Below are 17,830 nucleotides of genomic sequence, written 5' to 3'. Positions count from 1 at the left end.
TAGTATAGCGATTCCTACATTCATGAGGTACAGAATATTGAATTAACCGCAGATGAAGATAGATAAACGCTGATGGACGCAGATAAATTTCTACCTCAGCAGACTAGGAAATGCTATAAGCACGAAGAGTGCTTTCTTATAACCGAATTGCTAATATTATCCTTAAACGAAGCCAAACCCTTAGATTTACGAAACTGCCGCACAACATCTTTAATATCTTGTAATTCACCTTCAACCAGATAATTTAATCGTCGCATTTCATCAGCAGTAATTCTACCAGAAAGTTGAGCGATCGCTTTTCTTACTTCTGGATATTTTTTTAAAGTTGCTTGACGCACAATTGGTGCTGCTTCATAAGGAGGAAAATACTGCTTATCATCTTTTAGCACCACCAAACCCAAGCGGGCAATCCGTCCATCAGTGGAATTACCATTTATCATATCTACTTGTTTTTGCAACAAAGCTCGATATATTAATCCCAATTCCATCAAGCGGGGAGGTTTAGCAAAGCGGAAATTATAAGTTTTCGCCAAACCGGTAAAACCATCTTCCCTTTCCACAAATTCATAACCGAAACCACCACGCCATTGAGGTGTATATTTAGCAGCTTGGGAAAGAGTTTGAAGATTATAACGCTTTGCATCCTCACCGCGAATAATCATTGCAAAAGTGTTTTCAAAACCCAAAGGTTTCATTACTTCTAAATCGAATTGCTGCGCGTAACCTTGTTTCAACTTTTCGTAAAGTACTTTTGGATCGTTGATAACTTTTTGCTTCAATATACTAGTAAAAGCCACGCCTGTATACTCAATATACGCATCAATCTTACCAGCAATCAAAGCACTATGTGTCACCAAAGCACTAGTAAAGCGGCGACGATCAACTTGTAAATTAGTTGTCGTTTCAATTTGCTGCGCTAATAGTTCGCTTAAAATATCTTGCTCGGTGAAGCCTTTAGAAGCAACAACGATATCAACGCCACTTTTATTATTTGAATTAAACTGACAACTTGCCAGTGTAATTACTAAAACAAAAGTTAAAAAGCAGAAGACAAAAAATCTGGTAAATTTCATATTAATTTTTAACTTTTAATTTACCTTCCAGCCAACCAATAGCAAAATCTATGATTAAAGCAATTACCGCAGCGGGAATTGCACCAGCTAAAATTAAATCATTATTTACAACTGAAATTCCGCGAAAAATTAATTCTCCCAAACCACCAGCACCAATTGCAGCGGCAATAGTTGCAATCCCAATCGCAATTACCGTCGCTATCCGCACACCGGCGAGAATTATTTGCATAGCCAAGGGAATCTCAACTTGCAACAACAATTGTATATCTGTCATTCCCATACCTCGTCCAGCTTCCCGAATGGCTGGATCGACATTTGTAATACCAGTATAAGTATTACGAATAATTGGCAAAAATGAATATAAAGTAAGTGCAACAATTGCTGGAGTTGCACCAATTCCGCCAATAAATGGCACAGGAATAAGTAATCCAAACAGCGCCAAACTGGGAATTGTTTGCAGAACATTTGCAAGAATCAGAATTGGTTGGCGCAAGCTAGTTATGCGGGTAATCAAAATACCTAAGGGGATGCCTACAAGTATGGCAATTACAATTGCAATGCTTACCAAAAATAAATGTTCTAGCGTATGCTGAAGGATTTCTGGGGCGTATTTGATCAGGAAGAAATTGTTCATAAAGTGTCTTTTGAAAAAGTTTCCACGGTACGCAGACATTCAAGAAAGGCAAGGGCTTCTGGATGAGGCGATCGCGAAGCGACTCCTTCGGAGTATCGCCTAAATTCTGCTGGCGTATCTAATACTACCAATTCCCCGCCATACATTAAACCAATTCTCGATGCCAAAACAAAAGCTTCTTGAATATCGTGAGTGACAAAAACAACTGTTTTGCCTAATTCTTGCTGCAACCTTCTAAATTCTTGTTGCAATTCTAAACGTGTAATTGGATCGAGTGCGCCAAAGGGTTCATCCATCATTAAAACGGGCGGATCGGCTGCTAGCGCCCTCGCTACACCCACCCTTTGCCTTTGCCCTCCCGAAAGTTCATGAGGATATCTTTGCGCGAATTGTCCGGGATTTAAACCGACTAATTGCAACAATTCATAAACTCGCGCTTTAATTTGTTTTGATTTCCAACCTTCCAAAGAAGGAACTAAACCCACATTGCGTTCAACAGTGAAATGGGGAAATAAACCAGTTTCTTGAATTACATAACCAATCTTACGACGCAGTTTAATTTCATCCCATTGAGTTGTCGGAATGCCATCAAATAAAACTTCGCCTTTTGTAGGAATAAATAGGTGATTAATTAATTTCATCGTCGTGGTTTTGCCACTTCCACTACGTCCAAGTAATACCAGTGCCTCTCCTTGACGGATGGTGAAATTGAGATTTGATACTAACGGGCGATTATTGCGGCTAAAGGTGACATTGCGGAATTCAACAGCAATTTGGTTATTTTGCGGCATAGGTGAGTTTAAAGCTGGCTTTATCTAATTATGTAATAATTTGGGCATGATACGCGATTCGTGCCTCCTAGAACAGTAAAATAGACCCATGAACAGATAAGCTCGGCGTTCTAAAGTTTGAGATAACTAATAAACACAAAACAAGGTTTGTAAGTGTGAAAGGCTATATCAAAGGCAAAACAGTAATTTTAAATGATACTTTACCAGAGAACCTCACTGAAGGGGAAGAGGTTGAGCATAAAGCCTCTGTTTGGGCAGGAATTGCAGGCTATTACTTAATCTATGATGTCATGGGTAGGCAAACCCCTTGTAGGGCATCTTCAAAGAAGAGTAACCCCAAAATTTATCATTTAACTATTAATATAGGAAAGTTAGACTCCTTGACTTTGGACAAAAAATATTAAACATTAATTTATTTCGTGCAATTGTCTTGTCTTGTCAATAGCAGCCTGCTTGAATAAGTAGTCTCAAGTAATACTTTGCAGACTCTTTATAGCAACTTTATTGAGTCTTGACCATATGTTAGTCATAATTAGCTACTAATATAAAATAGTAAGTAAAATTTCTAATATAATTTTTTAGCTGTTAATGCAAATACTGTTATGACTAAACACAATCAATCTTCTAAATCTTTATTTTATGGTTCAATCGATTTAATTTTAGTTATTATTAGTATTTTCACAATTATAATAGCGACACTTTACCCTTTTAATTTTTCAATCCCGGAAAATTATTCACTACAAGCGCTATTCAATCATTTTGATAATACAAGTTTTTTTCAAGACCAGGTAAATAATGTTTTGTTATTTATGCCTTTTGGACTTGGATTAACAAGTATTCTGCTACGAAGACAAATTCAAGGATTAAACCAGATAGTTGTCGTTGCGATCGCAAGTGCGAGCTTATCGTTTTCGGTTGAGTTTTTACAATCTTTTCTACCTTCACGTGACCCAACTCCGGCTGATATTATTAATAATACATTTGGTGGTTTTGTTGGGTTGCTTTGCTTCTATATTTGGGACTCACGCAGTTTTAATTCGACAATCAATTATCTTGAAAATACTCAAGCTAGTAATTCCCTCAAAAAAGTTACGGTATTTTTTACAGGGTATATATTGTTAACATTTTTAATGGGCTTTTCCTGGGAAAATAATGTCAGTTTGAGAGAATGGAATACAAATTTTTCATTAATAATTGGTAACGAAAAAACTGGAGATAGAGCTTGGCAAGGTTCAGTCTCACAGCTATTATTTGCAGATAAAGCAATCTCTAATAACGAGGTAAAAGAGGTATTTAATAATCCAGATTCTTTGCAAGCTGGTAGTAATTCTCTACTAGCAATTTACCAACTTAACGGTAAAGATAACTATCGTGATTCGACAGGGCAACTTCCAGAATTATTATGGCAGGGGCAATCGAAACCGCAAGTTATCGACAATAAAAAAGGAGTTGATATCACCCCAACTCGTTGGTTACAAAGCGCAGAACCAGTAAAATTAATCAATCAAAGAATTAGCGAAACTTCACAGTTTACGGTTAGGGCAAAATTTGCTACTGCAAATTTAAATCAAAATGGACCAGCACGAATAATTTCGCTTTCGAGGGATTCGTTGCACCGAAATTTAACAATTGGGCAAGATAATAAAGATTTAGCATTACGCTTGCGGACACCTATTACTGGGCAAAATGGGTCAGACATTAAACTTTCTGTACCTAATTTTTTTGCAGATACTAATCCGCATCGCATTATTATGACTTATACTAAAGCAAAATTACAGGTATATGTCGATAAATCAGAAAATGTCTATAGTTTTAATTTGCTAGAATTACTGCCAAATAATCAAAAAGTTTTTTCCTATGCAGTCACTTTCATTCCGTTAGGGTTGTGTTTAGCGTTACTCAGTATTATTGCCAAACGTCAATATAATTTTAATCGGTTCATGGTTCCCTGTGGGATTTTTTTACCTTCGCTGATAGTTGAAGCTTTTTTGATTCATCAGAGCGGTAAAGCTTTGAGCTTAGTCAATTTAGGATTGGGAATATTTTTTACAGCTTTAATAACTTTATTATTTAAAGCACGAACTTTGATGTTAGGAGTTAAAAGTTAGGAGTTATTTTCTTTCTCAACTTCCCCACTCCCTACTCCCTTATGTTTCGTTGAAAAAACTACTGCGGTAAAAATACACGCTGAAAAGGTTGGCGACGATAGCGACGATAAATGTCAAAATCTTTATCAAGAGTAGCGATCGCACTAATATTCAAACGCTCTGAAATTGTCACCAATGACAAATCTGCAAAATCTCCAGGCAAACTAGCGTACTGAGAATTGAGTTCGGCAATACGGGCAAAATCTTCTACCGATAGATGTTCACATTTATAGATATTATTAGCAACAGCAGATAAAAAGTTGTTTTGCAATTGCCAGTTAGGGGCTAATAACCACATTACCTCGGTAACACAACCAACTGTAGTTAATAGCTCACTGGTACAATTAGCAAAAAAGCCACGCACTTGTCTGTGATACTCATCTGTCGAATCGTAATAAGCGACTAATATTGATGTATCTATAAGAATAACAGGGTGATAAGTCATACTTCCTGTTTTTGAGAACGTTGATGTCGCTGTTGTAGATGTTCGGCAATATATTTTCTTCGCACATCTCGATCAGATAAATTACCTGGGCTATTAGGTAGAGTTCCAGGTAAGCTACCCACTTCTTCTAATCGCTCTAAAACGGTTTTTCGAGGCTGTAAGCTTTGCCAATGTTCATGTAACAGGCGTTTTATCAATTCATTACTTGTTATCTTTTCCTGTGCCATAATTTCTACTAAATACTTCTCGGCTTCATCATCCAAATTTACGTTGAGCATAAAAATTCCTACCTTCTAGACAAGATACTTCCATTATCTAATAACTTAAAAATTAATTAAAAAGTTAAACCACTGCAACCAATGGGCTAAGTTGGCAGTGTAAACGTCATAATCAACAGCATATTCATCACTTTTCTCGTGATAAATGTAAGCTTTTTTATCTGGACTAAAGGGACAAAATAGGCTGACTTGACGTTCTTTATCTAAGCTTGCCCAATCTAGGCTAATACCTCCTTCCTCATCTGTGGAAGCTGAGGCTCTTGGAAAGCTATTTCCCATTAAACAATGTACCTGTAAAACTAAATTCATTACAGTTTTAAAAGCGTAATCAGTTGGCTGAGAAATGCCGTATTCATCCTCTTCTTCACTTTCTAAAAGTGTCACAATACGTTTCAAGGTGATGGTAATTCCTTGAACATCTATAGCAATCCGGTTTGATTTCTGAATCACTCGTGGAGGTAAGGGACTGGGGACTGGGGACTGGGGACTGGGAAGAAGAAATAAAAGTGTACTGAGTTTTGTTCAAAAATCAAATAGGAGTCCTATATGGAAGTAGCCATTATATTTATTTACCTACATACTTTGCTTGTATTCTTCTAATAGTTGCGGAATGTGATCGTAACCATCTACACCAATTACAGCGATGATTTTTGGGCGATGTTGTTGCAATGCATCGCTGAAAATTTCTGCACCCATTTGTCCTTGCAATATTATTAGTAACGCAGCTGGTTTACGCCACTCTTGGGAAGTAATTTGATTGAGTAAATACATTCCCAAACAACCTGTGTAAATTGCTCTAGTAAAATTTGCTATGCTATAATTTGCTTCGGCTAAACTCGCTAAATTTAAACCTTGCAAATACAAATCACCGGATGTTTGCGCTGTGTTAAAACCGTCTTCTAAATGTTTTATAGCAAGTTGTGGTTGTTCAGTTACTAAATAAGCAATTCCTAAGCTGCTAACACACAATGCTTTACTTTGAATATCGCCTAATTGTTCTGATAACTTTAAGCCTTGTTGCAAATAGTTAATTGCCATTTCATAAGTTTCTGGTTCAATTTGTTTTAGTTGCTGCGCTTGCATAACTTCGCTGTAGCCTAAATTTACTAGCGCGTTTGCTTCTCCTGTCCGATCGCCTGCTTGTCTACTGAGTATCAATGCTCGTTGACTATTGTTAATCGCCTCGGTATAATTCTCACATGCCACAAAAGTACGGCTCAGATGGTTGAGATTGGCAATTTCACAAGGGCGATCGCTTGCATTCCTGGCTATTTCCAAAGCTTGTTGATGAAACCCAATTGAGCGATCGTACTGCCCCATTGCTCGCTGTGAATAACCTAAAAGCGTTAAAATCCGCGCTTTTTCTTGAGTTCCCTCTGCTTGTCGCAGCGGCTCATCTAAATAATCTAAAGCATCTCGTAAATAACTTCCAGAAAATGAAGCGAAAATTCCGCCATACAAAGGAAAATACGGACGCTGGGCAAAGTTTCGCAATATTTGTAACAACACTTGCGAAGAAGCATTGCTGTAGCGGCTTATACTAACAAAACCATTTGCTAACTGATTCCAAATCGCGGCAAATGTCAAGAAAGTTGAAATAGATAAGTTGGAACCGGCTTTGATGTTGTAAGCTTGTTGGTCAAACCAGTTAACTAAACCGCGTTGCAAGTACTGCAAAACCAATGTTAATTCTACCCAATCGCTATCTGTAATAAAACGTTGCTGTTGGGCAAATACGATCGCTGACTCTTCCATTGCCAGCGTGTGAAAAAGTGCTTGAATTAAAGGGCTATTAACTATCTTTTCCCAACTTGCCCAAGGACCTTTTTCACCGGGTACACCACCAAATCCAATTGATGAGCGGTTTTCCTCGTACATCCAGCCGAGCAAGTTATCAGAAAGTCGTTGCCAAGATGTTAAACCACGAGTGACACCTTCTGACAGTTGCAGAATTTCTTGATTATCAGAAACCTGCTGTAGGGATTTTGCCAGTTGTCCCAGTTGTTGTAAACTTAGGGGATACTTTCGGTTGGGGTCAATGACGCGTAATAATGCGGCAAGCCGATCGCCTGATTCTTGGGTAATTTCTTGAACTGCGGAAGCGATCGCATTGTTAGCTTTATTTTGCTCTTGCGTGCGTTGCCATTGATTTTCAATTGTCTTGATTGCTCTTAAGCTGCGGGTAGCTTTCGCTTTTTTCAGTTCATCTTTTTCTGAGTTTACCAAGCTTTGGGCGGCATCGAGGCGATCGCTCAAAGCTAACTCAAAAATTTCCCCCGTCTCCGAATTTACCCCCTTGAGCAACATTTGATAAACTTGCTCAACAGAGCTAATCTTACCCTTGAGGGTAGTTTCCACAATTTCATCAATGAAGGCTAGATAGCGATCGCGCAATGACAGAGAATCTGACACTTTAGCTAATAGAAAAGGTTACGTTAATTCTCATTCTAGTCATTATAGCGGTTCTCGGTTGAGTGAAGTACATAAAACCTCACCCTCGCTTTTAGCGTAGCTAAAATCTTTCCCTCTCCTTTATAAAGCTACCGTGTACACACAAGTCTAATTACCCCCCTTGGAAAGGAAAAAGAAATCTATCTAGTTCCCTCCCCTTTATAAGGGCAGGGCTGTTTCATTCCCTAAAAGGCTTTAAAAATCAAGGGTTCAGGAGATGAAAAATAAGCAAGGCATTCAATATTAGGCTTCAATTTGGTCAACAATTCATGACTAAAGCCCAAATATTTATCGCCAATGGTCTTGACAAAATACATACCTTGTCGAATGAAACAGCCCTGCTTTATAAGGGCAGGGTTAGGGTGGGGTAAAACCTTGGTTAATCAGCTATTTCAGACTTGTGTGTACACCGTAGCTTTATAAAGGAGAGGGATGTCCGGAACAGACGGGGTGAGGTTCTATATTGCATCCAAGTGCAATCGGCTATAATTTCTTTCTATTAGACATCTCCATAAATTAATTATGCATTTTCCGAAAACCTTGTAGAGACGTAGCAATCCTACCTTTGGTACATCTTTATTACCTAGCACCAATCCGGAAAATAGGTGTTGAAACGCCTACTAGAAAAAATATAACTTAACGGTAGCTTTTGACTTCTCCGAGAATCGGTTGTTGGGCTAAATTCTCCAAGTCAACATCTCGCAACAAATTAGCCCAATCATTAATAAAGACGGTATTTTTAGGTTCGGTAAAACGAAGTTTAGCTAACTCGGTTAAAGCTGAATACCAAATACCATTTTGAGCATAAATAGCAGTACGCGATCGCGGTCTCATATCTGCTTGCAAAAGTTTCTCTAAATTTGATTTGAGCGCTTTTCTTTGCACCCATCCACGCACAAATACTGGGTTAGATAAATTTTGCTGACTACAATAAATTTTAAAGTACCATTGATAGCTTTTGTTAAGTTCTAAGGTTACTGTGGATGGTACACTGAGGCTAACTATACCTGGTGTTTCCGGCAGCTTAAAAGAAGTTCGGTAAACATCATTGTTTGCCTCATCCTGCAACGTAAACTCCCCCCCGGATGTATTATTAAACTGATAAGGGACAAAAAACCAAAAGGTAGGATGCTCCTCAACCGTTAAACCGGGATTTTTATTGGGTATCAAAGCAGTAACTGGCATTTGCACTGGTGGACATTCTCCCCGGCTTCCTGTTCCTACCCTTTTGGAAGGTCTGCCTCGACTTGATCCATCTACTTCTTTTTCGTTGAAACGAATTTGTATATTAGATGAATCGAAATATGCCAGAACTGGCATCATGTAGGTGATGCACAGCGATGTCAAAATAATGGTAAATGCATGTTTTAATTTTTTATTAATCATTAGTCACCTAAAGTATGAAAATCTCTGTTGCCTAGTCCCTAGGGCGTGTTTTCGCTCCTGCCCAACACCCTGAAGGGTGGGGCGTTGCGCGTACCAAGTCCCCCTGCGCGGACTACGAAAAACTAGGATTTTTAGCCCCCACGTAGGTGGTCTTTGTTTGTATAGCCCTAGGCTTCCAGCCTGAGGGCTTTTGGAGGAGTAAAACACGCCTTAGTCTTTAGTGTATAGTGTCACGATTAGACTAGAAGCAACAAAAACCAAGGCTGAGGGAACAAGCGGTATCCATACCCCTTGTATTAATATATAAAGACAAACTCCATATAAAATAATCAAACCGCAGGCGATCGCTATTCCTAAATATGATGGTGAGCGGAAGTACCAAGCAATTATACCTCCGCTAATAGACCAAGACCATACCCAAAGAACTTCACCCCATTTCGGCAAGACTGATAATAATGGTCTGCGATCTAACACAGCACTGAGAATCTGACTTACCATATGCGCTTGAACAACTATCCCTGGCATCCTTTGGTAGGGCATTTTTTGAGCGCTGTAGGGAGTAGACCAATAGTCATGAAAGCTTTCAGCAGTAGTGCCAATGATGACAATGCGATCGCGCACTAAATCTGGTGTAAGTTCATTGTTGAGAATTTGTTTAATTGTAACTTCTGGAGCAATTTGAGGTGAGGAACGCCAGTTTAACAGTATTTGATGACCTGAGTAATCGATTCCGTGATAACCCCCGCTGTTTTTCTCCAAGTTTTTGAAGACGACATTGCCAAACTGGAAGTTTTTTTCAGTATTAAGTTGTGGTATAATTCCCAAATCAGCCAAGTAACGGTTCGCTAAACGAAAGTTGAAGGATTTGTCAGTTGAACAAGGAAGTGCTGGTGCGATCGCCAATAATTGTCGGCGGATTATTTCGTCGGGATCAATTACAACATCACTAAAGCCTTGACGTTCCAGACTAACTTCTGGAGGTGGGGGAACACCTGGGTTTTTGTCTTCTTCACTGGCTTTGCAGATTGCGAAAAAGCGATCGCTGTTTTCCATAGTGTTGGCTAAGTCTGGATAATCTGCGCTGACTGGATTCTCGCGATAAATATCCAAGCCGATGGCACGCGGTTTAAACTGTTCTAATTTTTTTACAACGAGTGCCAAAGTTTTGTCTGATAATGACGCTCCACCTCTTTCCTTGGGGGGTTGAGTGCGAACATCAACTTCGGTGACACCAACTATTAAGATGCGTTGATCTTGTGCTTCATAAGGACGCGATCGCATGAGATGATCGAAAGACATCAATTCTGACGACTGCAAATTTCCCAGCGATCGCATTCCAATTATCAAAGCTGTGACAAACAAGCTGACTTGAAAAACAATCTGTAGAATACGTCGGCTTGGTAAGGATTTGCGTGTAGAAGTAAGAATTGGTTTTTGCCAAACTAGCGCAGAAGAGGATGGATTCTGACACATCACAGGTAACCAACTAGCACAGGGAAACTCATTTTCTAAACCCTGCAACCGATCTTGTGCTTCTCGCATCGCTAAGTAGAAAGACTCACCATCAGCAAATGCTGCAAGAAAATGCTTCAAAAATTCTTGTGCGACTAAATCCGGCACAGGTTCGCGCATAACAATCATTTGCGGAATCTGCAAAGAAGCTAAATTCCGCGCCAAGGAAAGCCCATCGCAGGAGTTAAAAATAGCTAAACGCAACCCGCGAGCGATCGCTGCTTTCAGCGCATTTTTCAACTGAGGAACCGTCAAATAATCAGTTTTATTAATATGAATTCGTCCGGTTTCTCCATCAGTTTGAGTTGAACCATGTCCAGCAAAGAAGAGAATATCCCAACCCTGTTTATCCCACAGCCATTTATCTAACTCTTTTCGTTGCGGCTCCACGAGAAAAACTGTTTCAGCGCCTGGTAATTGTTCTAAAATTGCTTTATCTTTTTCGAGATCAATTCCTTCACTATTGCCAATAATCGCTAAAATTCTTAACTTATCCCCTGGCTTTTTAGGTAATGGCTTAACTTGTGCAATCTCAGCTGCACTGATACCGACAATACTTGATTGATAATCTTCAAAAAAATTCCATAGATGCCAAGGAAGCCGTTTTACTTCTTCGTCTTCTGTTGCCAAAATTACCCGAATTTCATCATTAGGGGCTAATGTTGTGCGTAATTTTTGGTCAATATTGCGAAATGTCTCAGACTTCAGCCAAGTATTGATTCCCTTAGATAAATCATCACATAAATTAATAAAATCTACCGAGGAAATATTAGTTACATCTTCTTCATCTATTTCAATTTCTTCATCTTGTTTCTCTACGTATCTCCGCCAACCTAAACTAGGATAAAGCGCTTCATACAGCAACTGATAAAGTAACTGCCAACGCCTGTAGAGTTGCCAAAGCGACGATGCCGGTGGTAAGCTGCCTGTAAATTGCATGGCAATGGGATTGCCTTCTTCCCATAGCTGAACTGTCACCGAGGGAAAGCCTCGCTTTAAGTCACCTCTTCCCAAATTTAATACAACTAACTTACTCATGCCTGGAAATTAAGCAGCGATTAAAGCACAAAGTCTTCTTTAATACTGATATCATGAAAAGCTATTTTAATACTAAATTTTTTTCCAGGATAAGATTTAAATTTCTTTAATTGAATCAAATGATCGTGATTTCTTGATTCTACTTCCTGAAGAATTTTCCCTGATTCCGAGAGCAAAAGCAGTCTGAGATAGGGTAGCAAGTAAATTTCTTCATTTGCCGGATGAAGTTGCACGCGAATACTGATTTTTTCATCCAACTCTGATGTTAAACCCACTAGCAGCACAACGGAAGTACCACCCAATTGCATCCCCAAATCAATCAACTTGGCTCGCTTGACACGCAGATCGTTCAACGTCACATCAGTTCTAAATTGAACACCTAAAGTTTTCTCTTGTGAACTAATAACCGCATCAAAAGATTGCCAACCCACCTCAAAGATATTTTCAAACCATTGGCTCAAGTTATTTGCTATATTGTTATTTTTTTGATTTTCTACCCGTAGTTGATAGAGACGCTGCCGATATTCCTCCACTGCCAGTAGTGCTCCCCACATTTCAAAAGGCACATCTAAACGAGGTGAATAAAACATGAATTTACTTAGCTGGTCTAATAATTTATCTACTTGTCTACTTGATATCGACAAAGGTTTTACTTCTAGTTTATCAACAGGGCAAACTTCTCGTGCTACCCACATCACATTCAAATCTGTAATTAAATCTTCTACATCCAAAGAATAAGTTTGATCCAAAGAATCATATTTAGCTTCTTTCCTGATTTGTTGATGAGTCGCGTATCCCCATACCCCAAACCAGCGTTCTTCCAAGTTTAACTGCACAGCCAAATAATAGTTAGCTGCCCAGTTAGGAATATCAACCCATTCTTGGGGAATCCGCAACTCTTGAAAATTACTTTTATCGCTAGGAATTAGCACTAAATTAGTATCACCGATGGTTAGCATCGTGCCATTTACAACTTCCCAGACGCTTGCTAGTTGCTCGTCATCTAGCCAAACCTTGACAGTCTCCCGCAAATCTGGGTCTTCTTTCAGCCAAGCCCAAAAAACATGCAAACACAGATTATTAAGGTAGGCATTCCAACTAGCATTTGTATGAGAATAAGACTTTTGTTTAGATAATCGCCAAGCGTGTTCTTGTGCTTGATCTGATATTTCTAACCATAATCTTTCTGGATAAATTATCATTAATTCATTTAAGTCAGATGTCATTTTAGTTCACCCTTTATTAGCAACATACAGTTTGCATTTTATCCATTCATCAACAAAAATATCTATTTTAGATTCAACTAAATCTAGAGATTTTGTAGTTAAATTCATATTATTTTCTAATTCTTGCTTAAAAGAATTTATTAAATTCTGTTTTATGTCTTGAAGCATATTAGATGCTTCATATAAGTCAACAATTAACGGTTTTACTCCTTGCTGTTTCAGCAGATTTATTTCATTGGTCAGAGTTAAAAGTTTTTTTGAATGATTGCATTGCTGTTCAATTTTATCCAAAATCGAATATAACAAGTTTTGACACAGCGACTGCAAGCACTCAATCATAGCGTCTTTTATTCGTTCAATATCTTTGTCATGATTTAAACAAATTTCTGGATTAATTTTCCACCACTGATTAGCCAAATCTTTTAAGAGATTTTTATTGTATCTTGCTAAATGACGAGCCACTTGATATTGCTTTTGCAATTCCGGATACTTGCTTTTTACAACGGCTGCGATTTCAATTTGAGTTAAATTTAATCCTAGCAAAAGTTTCAAGACTATTTGTCCAGCTTCTGGCATATTTGAAAATAATTCCCAGATGAGAGATTGAACTTGTTCTGATGCTTCTTCTTGTAAAAGTTTATCCCAAGGAGTAGGCATCAAGTCAGATATAGTATCATATTCTTCTAGAGGTAAAAAACGTTTGGTGCGGTAATTGCGAGCAGCTTTAATGCAGGTTGACAGCATATCTTGAATTTTGTCTACTGAAGTTGCTGTAGAAGAATTTAGTTGATTTTGCCGTTGATTGTAGCGAAAAGTAATTTGGGTTAATTGTATTTCACTTGGATATTTAAAATTCCTATTGTTTAGGCTCTGGTTCGGTTGATAAATTTCATCTAAGCATTGCCAAACTAAGCAGTATGATGGAATTTGGTTCTTGTTTATCCCTTGATAAGTTAAAGCTTCTCGCAATTCTTTATAACTTAAATTTTTTAACAAACCATAATCAGAAAACCTATCTCTTTTTGCCTCTATATCTTGACGATAAATTGTATTGCTGACAAAACGTACTAATGCAGTTTTAGCATAACCTTCTATATTGGTTTGCGGATGTTCAAAGTTAAAATTTTTGAAAAGTTTGGCTGGAGGATTTGCAGCTGAATTAGCTATCTGAAAGTATTCTTCTAATGAGTATTTGTGCCGAAGAAACTTAAATTTTTGATAATTTTTTTGAGAAGCCCACAAACAAGCTTCTTGTAAGTAAGCTGACAAGTGTCTTCCTGCTATTAAAGAAGATGGTGAGACAGAAAATTTGCCCGTGGCAGTTTGAATTAGTGTTTGTGTATCTTTTTTATTTTCTGCTTCTCTACTCTGGGAATGGGATACCTCTGTTAAAATTTTCAAAAAATATCGTGCCCAAAATTCTTTATTAGCCTCTGGTTCTGACTTGACTAAATGTTTTATGTAACGTTCAAGTTCTGGATCTGTGTGCCAAATCAGGTTTCTAGGAATATTCGCGTTTCCGAAGCTCAGAAACGTCGAGAATTTTTCCACGATGTCTTCACGTTTTTTCATGAAGTTACCTCTTGCTGGTTGTCAACGAGTGTTCATAACCTAGTGGTAAAGCGATGGTTCTACTTTATTGATGGGACTCACTTGAGGTTAATTATGCACTTAAGGCAGATTTTTGAGGAGGAAGCAGGGGAGGCAGGGGAAGCAGGGGGAGCAGGGGAGGCAGGGGGGACAAGTATTTCTTTTTTCTTATCCTTTCCCCTTTCCCCCTTCCCCTTTCCCCTTCCCCTTTCCCCTTCCCCTTCCCCTTTCCCCCTTCCCTCTTGAAATTGCCCAATGCCAGAGATTGAAATTTTCAAACTCATTTTGGGAACTATATAAGTAGGACTTACGCACTCGTTACCAGAAAACAAATCTTTGAGATTGCTTCCTGCCGTCGATAGGGACAGAAATACGTAGTTTGTGTGTAAGTCCTGTATGATAAATAGCACAAAACATCTTCGTTTAAGGGCGATGCCTTTTGCAAGGATTTTATTTTACGCCAACTGATGTCACTGAAAACGATCGCCACCCGCACCCAGCTTGCCCAGAAAGTACCATTACGCCTTGTTTTAGTGGTTCCGTTTGTTCTGCAAATCTTTGCTGCGGTGGGACTTGTGGGTTATTTCTCTTTACGCAACGGACAAAAAGCGATTAATGATTTGGCAACTCAGTTACAAACCGAGGTGAGCGATCGCATCGATCAGCATCTAGATAGTTACTTAGCTACTCCCCATCAAATTAATCAGATTAATGCCGATGCCATGAAATTAGGCTTGCTTAACCTGCAAGACTTTCAAGGCATAGAGCATTATTTTTGGAAACAAATACAGGTGTTTGATGTAAGTTATATTTCCCTCGTACTGCCAACAGGTGAATTTGCGGGAGCAGGCTATTACAAAGATCCCAACCATGCTGACATTGAGGAAATTTCCCGCAATCACAAAGGTAAAAACTACATCTACGCCACAGATAACGAAGGAAATCGCACTAAGTTAGCATTTATCGAAGACTACAATCCTCAGGCAGAAGATGCTTATCAAGCTGCGGTGAAAGCGGGCAAACCCGTGTGGAGTAAAGTTTATCCGTGGAATGATGCTCCAGATATTATATCTATCTCTGCTAGTTACCCCCTTTACGATGAAACCCACACTTTCATGGGAGTTCTAGTCACTGATCTGCGTCTTTCCCACATTCATGAGTTCCTCCAGCAATTACTAATTAGTCCAAAAGGCAAAACTTTTATCTTAGAGCGTGAGGGGTTACTCGTAGCAAGTTCCGCAACTGAAGCGTCCTACACAATCGTAAATAAGGAGGCAAAACGTCTCAAAGCCTCAGAAAGTAAAGATACCTTAATTCGAGCCACGGCACAGCATTTAAGTAAACACTTTGGCAATTTAAACCAAATTAAAGCCAGCCAATACTTAGAATTTACCCTCAACGGTGAGCGCCAATTTGCTCAAATTACGCCTTGGAAAGACAAATATGGTCTAGATTGGCTGATTGTGGTGACAATACCAGAGTCTGATTTTATGGGGCAAATTAATGTTAACACCCGCATTACTATTTTGCTCTGTTTATTAGCTTTAGGAGTGGCTACGTTTTTAGGTGTGATTACTTCTCGCTCAATTGCAAAACCAATTTTCCGATTAATTCAAGCATCTGAGCAAATTGCTGCGGGAAACTTAGACTCTTCTATGGAAATTGTCGGGGTGAGAGAAATCAGTATTTTGGCACAATCTTTTAACAAAATGGCAAAACAACTGCAAGAGTCTTTTACAGAATTAGAAAATCGAGTTGCAGAACGTACAAAAGAATTGAATTTAGCTAAAGAACAAGCCGAAGCTGCCAACCGTGCAAAAAGCGAATTTTTGGCAAACATGAGCCATGAATTGCGAACTCCTCTTAATGGTATTCTTGGCTATGCTCAAATTCTCCAACGTGATAGAACTGCTACTTCTAAGCAACAGGATGGAATTAACATCATTTATCAGTGTGGTTCGCATTTATTGACATTAATTAATGATATTTTAGATATTTCTAAAATCGAGGCACAAAAGTTAGAACTATATCCTACAGATTTTTATTTGGATAACTTTTTATTGGGAGTTCGAGAAATATGTAGTATTAAGGCAGAACAAAAAGAAATTAATTTCGATTATCAACCACTCAATCATTTACCTACAGCTATTCATGCTGATGAAAAACGTCTGCGTCAAGTGTTAATTAATTTGTTAGGAAATGCGATCAAATTTACTGAACGTGGTGGTGTAAAGTTTCAGGTTGGTGTGCTGACTAATTCGCCTGATTTTACAGATTATCAGGTTGAACTTGATAACGGAATTGATAGTGGAAAAATCACAAAAATTCGCTTTCAAATTGAAGACACTGGTGTGGGAATGAAACCCGAACAGTTAGATAAAATCTTTTTGCCTTTTGAACAGGTGGGAGATATAGCACAGAAAGCGGAAGGAACTGGTTTAGGACTAGCAATTAGTCGCCAAATTGTGGAAATGATGGGCAGTAAAATTCATGTTGAGAGTATTTATGGAAAAGGTAGTAAGTTTTGGTTTGATTTAGATTTAATAGAAGCAACAGATTTGATTAAGTTAGAAAAAAACAACTTTGAGCAAAATATAATTGGTTATCAAGGTGAAAGACGGAAAATTTTGATTGTTGACGATCGCTGGGAAAATCGGGCTGTTATTGTAAATTTGTTACAACCAATTAATTTTGAGATGATTGAGGCAAATAATGGACAAGATGGTTTAGAAAAAGCTCAAGAATTTCAGCCAGATGTAATTATAACTGACTTATCGATGCCTGTAATGGATGGCTTTGAGATGACTCAAGCTTTGCGTAATTTAGCAGAATTTAAAAATGCACTAATTATCGCTTCTTCTGCTAGTGTGTTCAGCTCGGATCGTCAAAAAAGTACAGAAGCAGGTTGCAATGATTTTCTTGCTAAACCTGTGCAAGCAAGAAAATTATTTGAGCAATTACAGAGTTATTTAGGGTTGGAATGGATTTATGAAACTAAGGATAACTCAGAATTAGTTGCGGAAAGTCAAGAGACTTTTACTAAGGTGGATGAAATGGTTATCCCCCCAAGTCAAGAACTTACCAATCTGTATCAAGCTGCTAAGGGTGGTTATGTTTTGCGAATTATAGAGGAAGCTAACCGAATTAAACAGCTAGATTCTAAATATACAGCTTTTGCTAACTCTATATTAAAGTTAGCGGATGAATTTGACGATGAAGCGATCGCTAATTTAATTCAATCTTTTATTTTGTAAAATTT

The 17,830-nt window shown here is 38.4% G+C and carries 14 protein-coding genes; 3 read left to right on the top strand and 11 right to left on the bottom strand.

Translation table 11 applies throughout. The features are described 5' to 3' along the window. Positions 1–113: 113 nt before the first annotated feature. The 3 genes from TOL9009_RS40885 to TOL9009_RS0129445 are packed head-to-tail and all read right to left on the bottom strand — an operon-like array spanning position 114 to position 2,498. A complete protein-coding gene (locus tag TOL9009_RS40885; RefSeq protein ID WP_051503063.1) occupies positions 114–1,073 on the bottom strand; it encodes a glycine betaine ABC transporter substrate-binding protein in 960 nt (319 codons plus the stop codon). A 1-nt stretch (position 1,074) separates the two neighbouring features. After that, positions 1,075–1,707, bottom strand: a complete 633-nt coding sequence (locus TOL9009_RS0129450; RefSeq protein WP_029636978.1) for an ABC transporter permease — start codon at positions 1,705–1,707, stop codon at positions 1,075–1,077. After that, entirely contained in the window at positions 1,704–2,498 is a 795-nt protein-coding gene (locus tag TOL9009_RS0129445; RefSeq protein ID WP_029636977.1) for an ATP-binding cassette domain-containing protein, read from the bottom strand. The genes TOL9009_RS0129450 and TOL9009_RS0129445 overlap by 4 nt, the downstream gene beginning before the upstream one ends. A 155-nt stretch (positions 2,499–2,653) precedes the next feature. On the opposite strand from TOL9009_RS0129445, the gene TOL9009_RS0129440 reads away from it, so the two are divergent. Next, positions 2,654–2,902, top strand: a complete 249-nt coding sequence (locus TOL9009_RS0129440) for a hypothetical protein (RefSeq protein ID WP_029636975.1) — start codon at positions 2,654–2,656, stop codon at positions 2,900–2,902. 198 nt (positions 2,903–3,100) lie between these two features. Further along, entirely contained in the window at positions 3,101–4,606 is a 1,506-nt protein-coding gene (locus tag TOL9009_RS0129435; protein WP_029636973.1) for a VanZ family protein, read from the top strand. A gap of 58 nt (positions 4,607–4,664) precedes the next feature. On the opposite strand, the gene TOL9009_RS0129430 is transcribed toward TOL9009_RS0129435, so the two are convergent. From TOL9009_RS0129430 to TOL9009_RS0129395, 8 genes are all read right to left on the bottom strand, one after another. Further along, entirely contained in the window at positions 4,665–5,090 is a 426-nt protein-coding gene (locus tag TOL9009_RS0129430) for a type II toxin-antitoxin system VapC family toxin (protein WP_029636971.1), read from the bottom strand. Then, on the bottom strand, positions 5,087–5,368 hold the full coding sequence (locus tag TOL9009_RS0129425) for a hypothetical protein (RefSeq protein WP_029636970.1): 282 nt from the start codon (positions 5,366–5,368) through the stop codon (positions 5,087–5,089). The genes TOL9009_RS0129430 and TOL9009_RS0129425 overlap by 4 nt, the downstream gene beginning before the upstream one ends. Positions 5,369–5,413: 45 nt before the next feature. After that, positions 5,414–5,818, bottom strand: coding sequence for a hypothetical protein (locus tag TOL9009_RS0129420; RefSeq protein ID WP_260675961.1), 405 nt, complete (start codon positions 5,816–5,818; stop codon positions 5,414–5,416). 123 nt (positions 5,819–5,941) lie between these two features. Further along, entirely contained in the window at positions 5,942–7,780 is a 1,839-nt protein-coding gene (locus TOL9009_RS0129415) for a tetratricopeptide repeat protein (RefSeq protein WP_029636966.1), read from the bottom strand. 675 nt (positions 7,781–8,455) lie between these two features. After that, the gene (locus TOL9009_RS0129410; protein WP_029636964.1) at positions 8,456–9,205 is read right to left on the bottom strand and encodes a DUF928 domain-containing protein; all 750 of its coding nucleotides are present in this window, start codon (positions 9,203–9,205) and stop codon (positions 8,456–8,458) included. Between the two features lie 210 nt (positions 9,206–9,415). After that, entirely contained in the window at positions 9,416–11,755 is a 2,340-nt protein-coding gene (locus TOL9009_RS0129405; RefSeq protein WP_029636962.1) for a CHASE2 domain-containing protein, read from the bottom strand. Positions 11,756–11,775: 20 nt separating this feature from the next. Next, complete coding sequence (locus TOL9009_RS0129400; RefSeq protein ID WP_029636961.1) at positions 11,776–12,981, bottom strand: DUF1822 family protein; 1,206 nt, start codon at positions 12,979–12,981, stop codon at positions 11,776–11,778. A gap of 6 nt (positions 12,982–12,987) precedes the next feature. Continuing rightward, complete coding sequence (locus tag TOL9009_RS0129395) at positions 12,988–14,553, bottom strand: hypothetical protein (protein WP_029636960.1); 1,566 nt, start codon at positions 14,551–14,553, stop codon at positions 12,988–12,990. Positions 14,554–15,038: 485 nt separating this feature from the next. On the opposite strand from TOL9009_RS0129395, the gene TOL9009_RS0129385 reads away from it, so the two are divergent. Next, a complete protein-coding gene (locus TOL9009_RS0129385; protein WP_038296684.1) occupies positions 15,039–17,825 on the top strand; it encodes a hybrid sensor histidine kinase/response regulator in 2,787 nt (928 codons plus the stop codon). The last annotated feature ends 5 nt before the right edge of the window (positions 17,826–17,830 follow it).

This window comes from [Scytonema hofmanni] UTEX 2349 (genome assembly GCF_000582685.1).
Lineage (GTDB): Bacteria > Cyanobacteriota > Cyanobacteriia > Cyanobacteriales > Nostocaceae > Hassallia > Hassallia hofmanni.
This window is presented reverse-complemented; position numbering and strand designations above follow the sequence as displayed.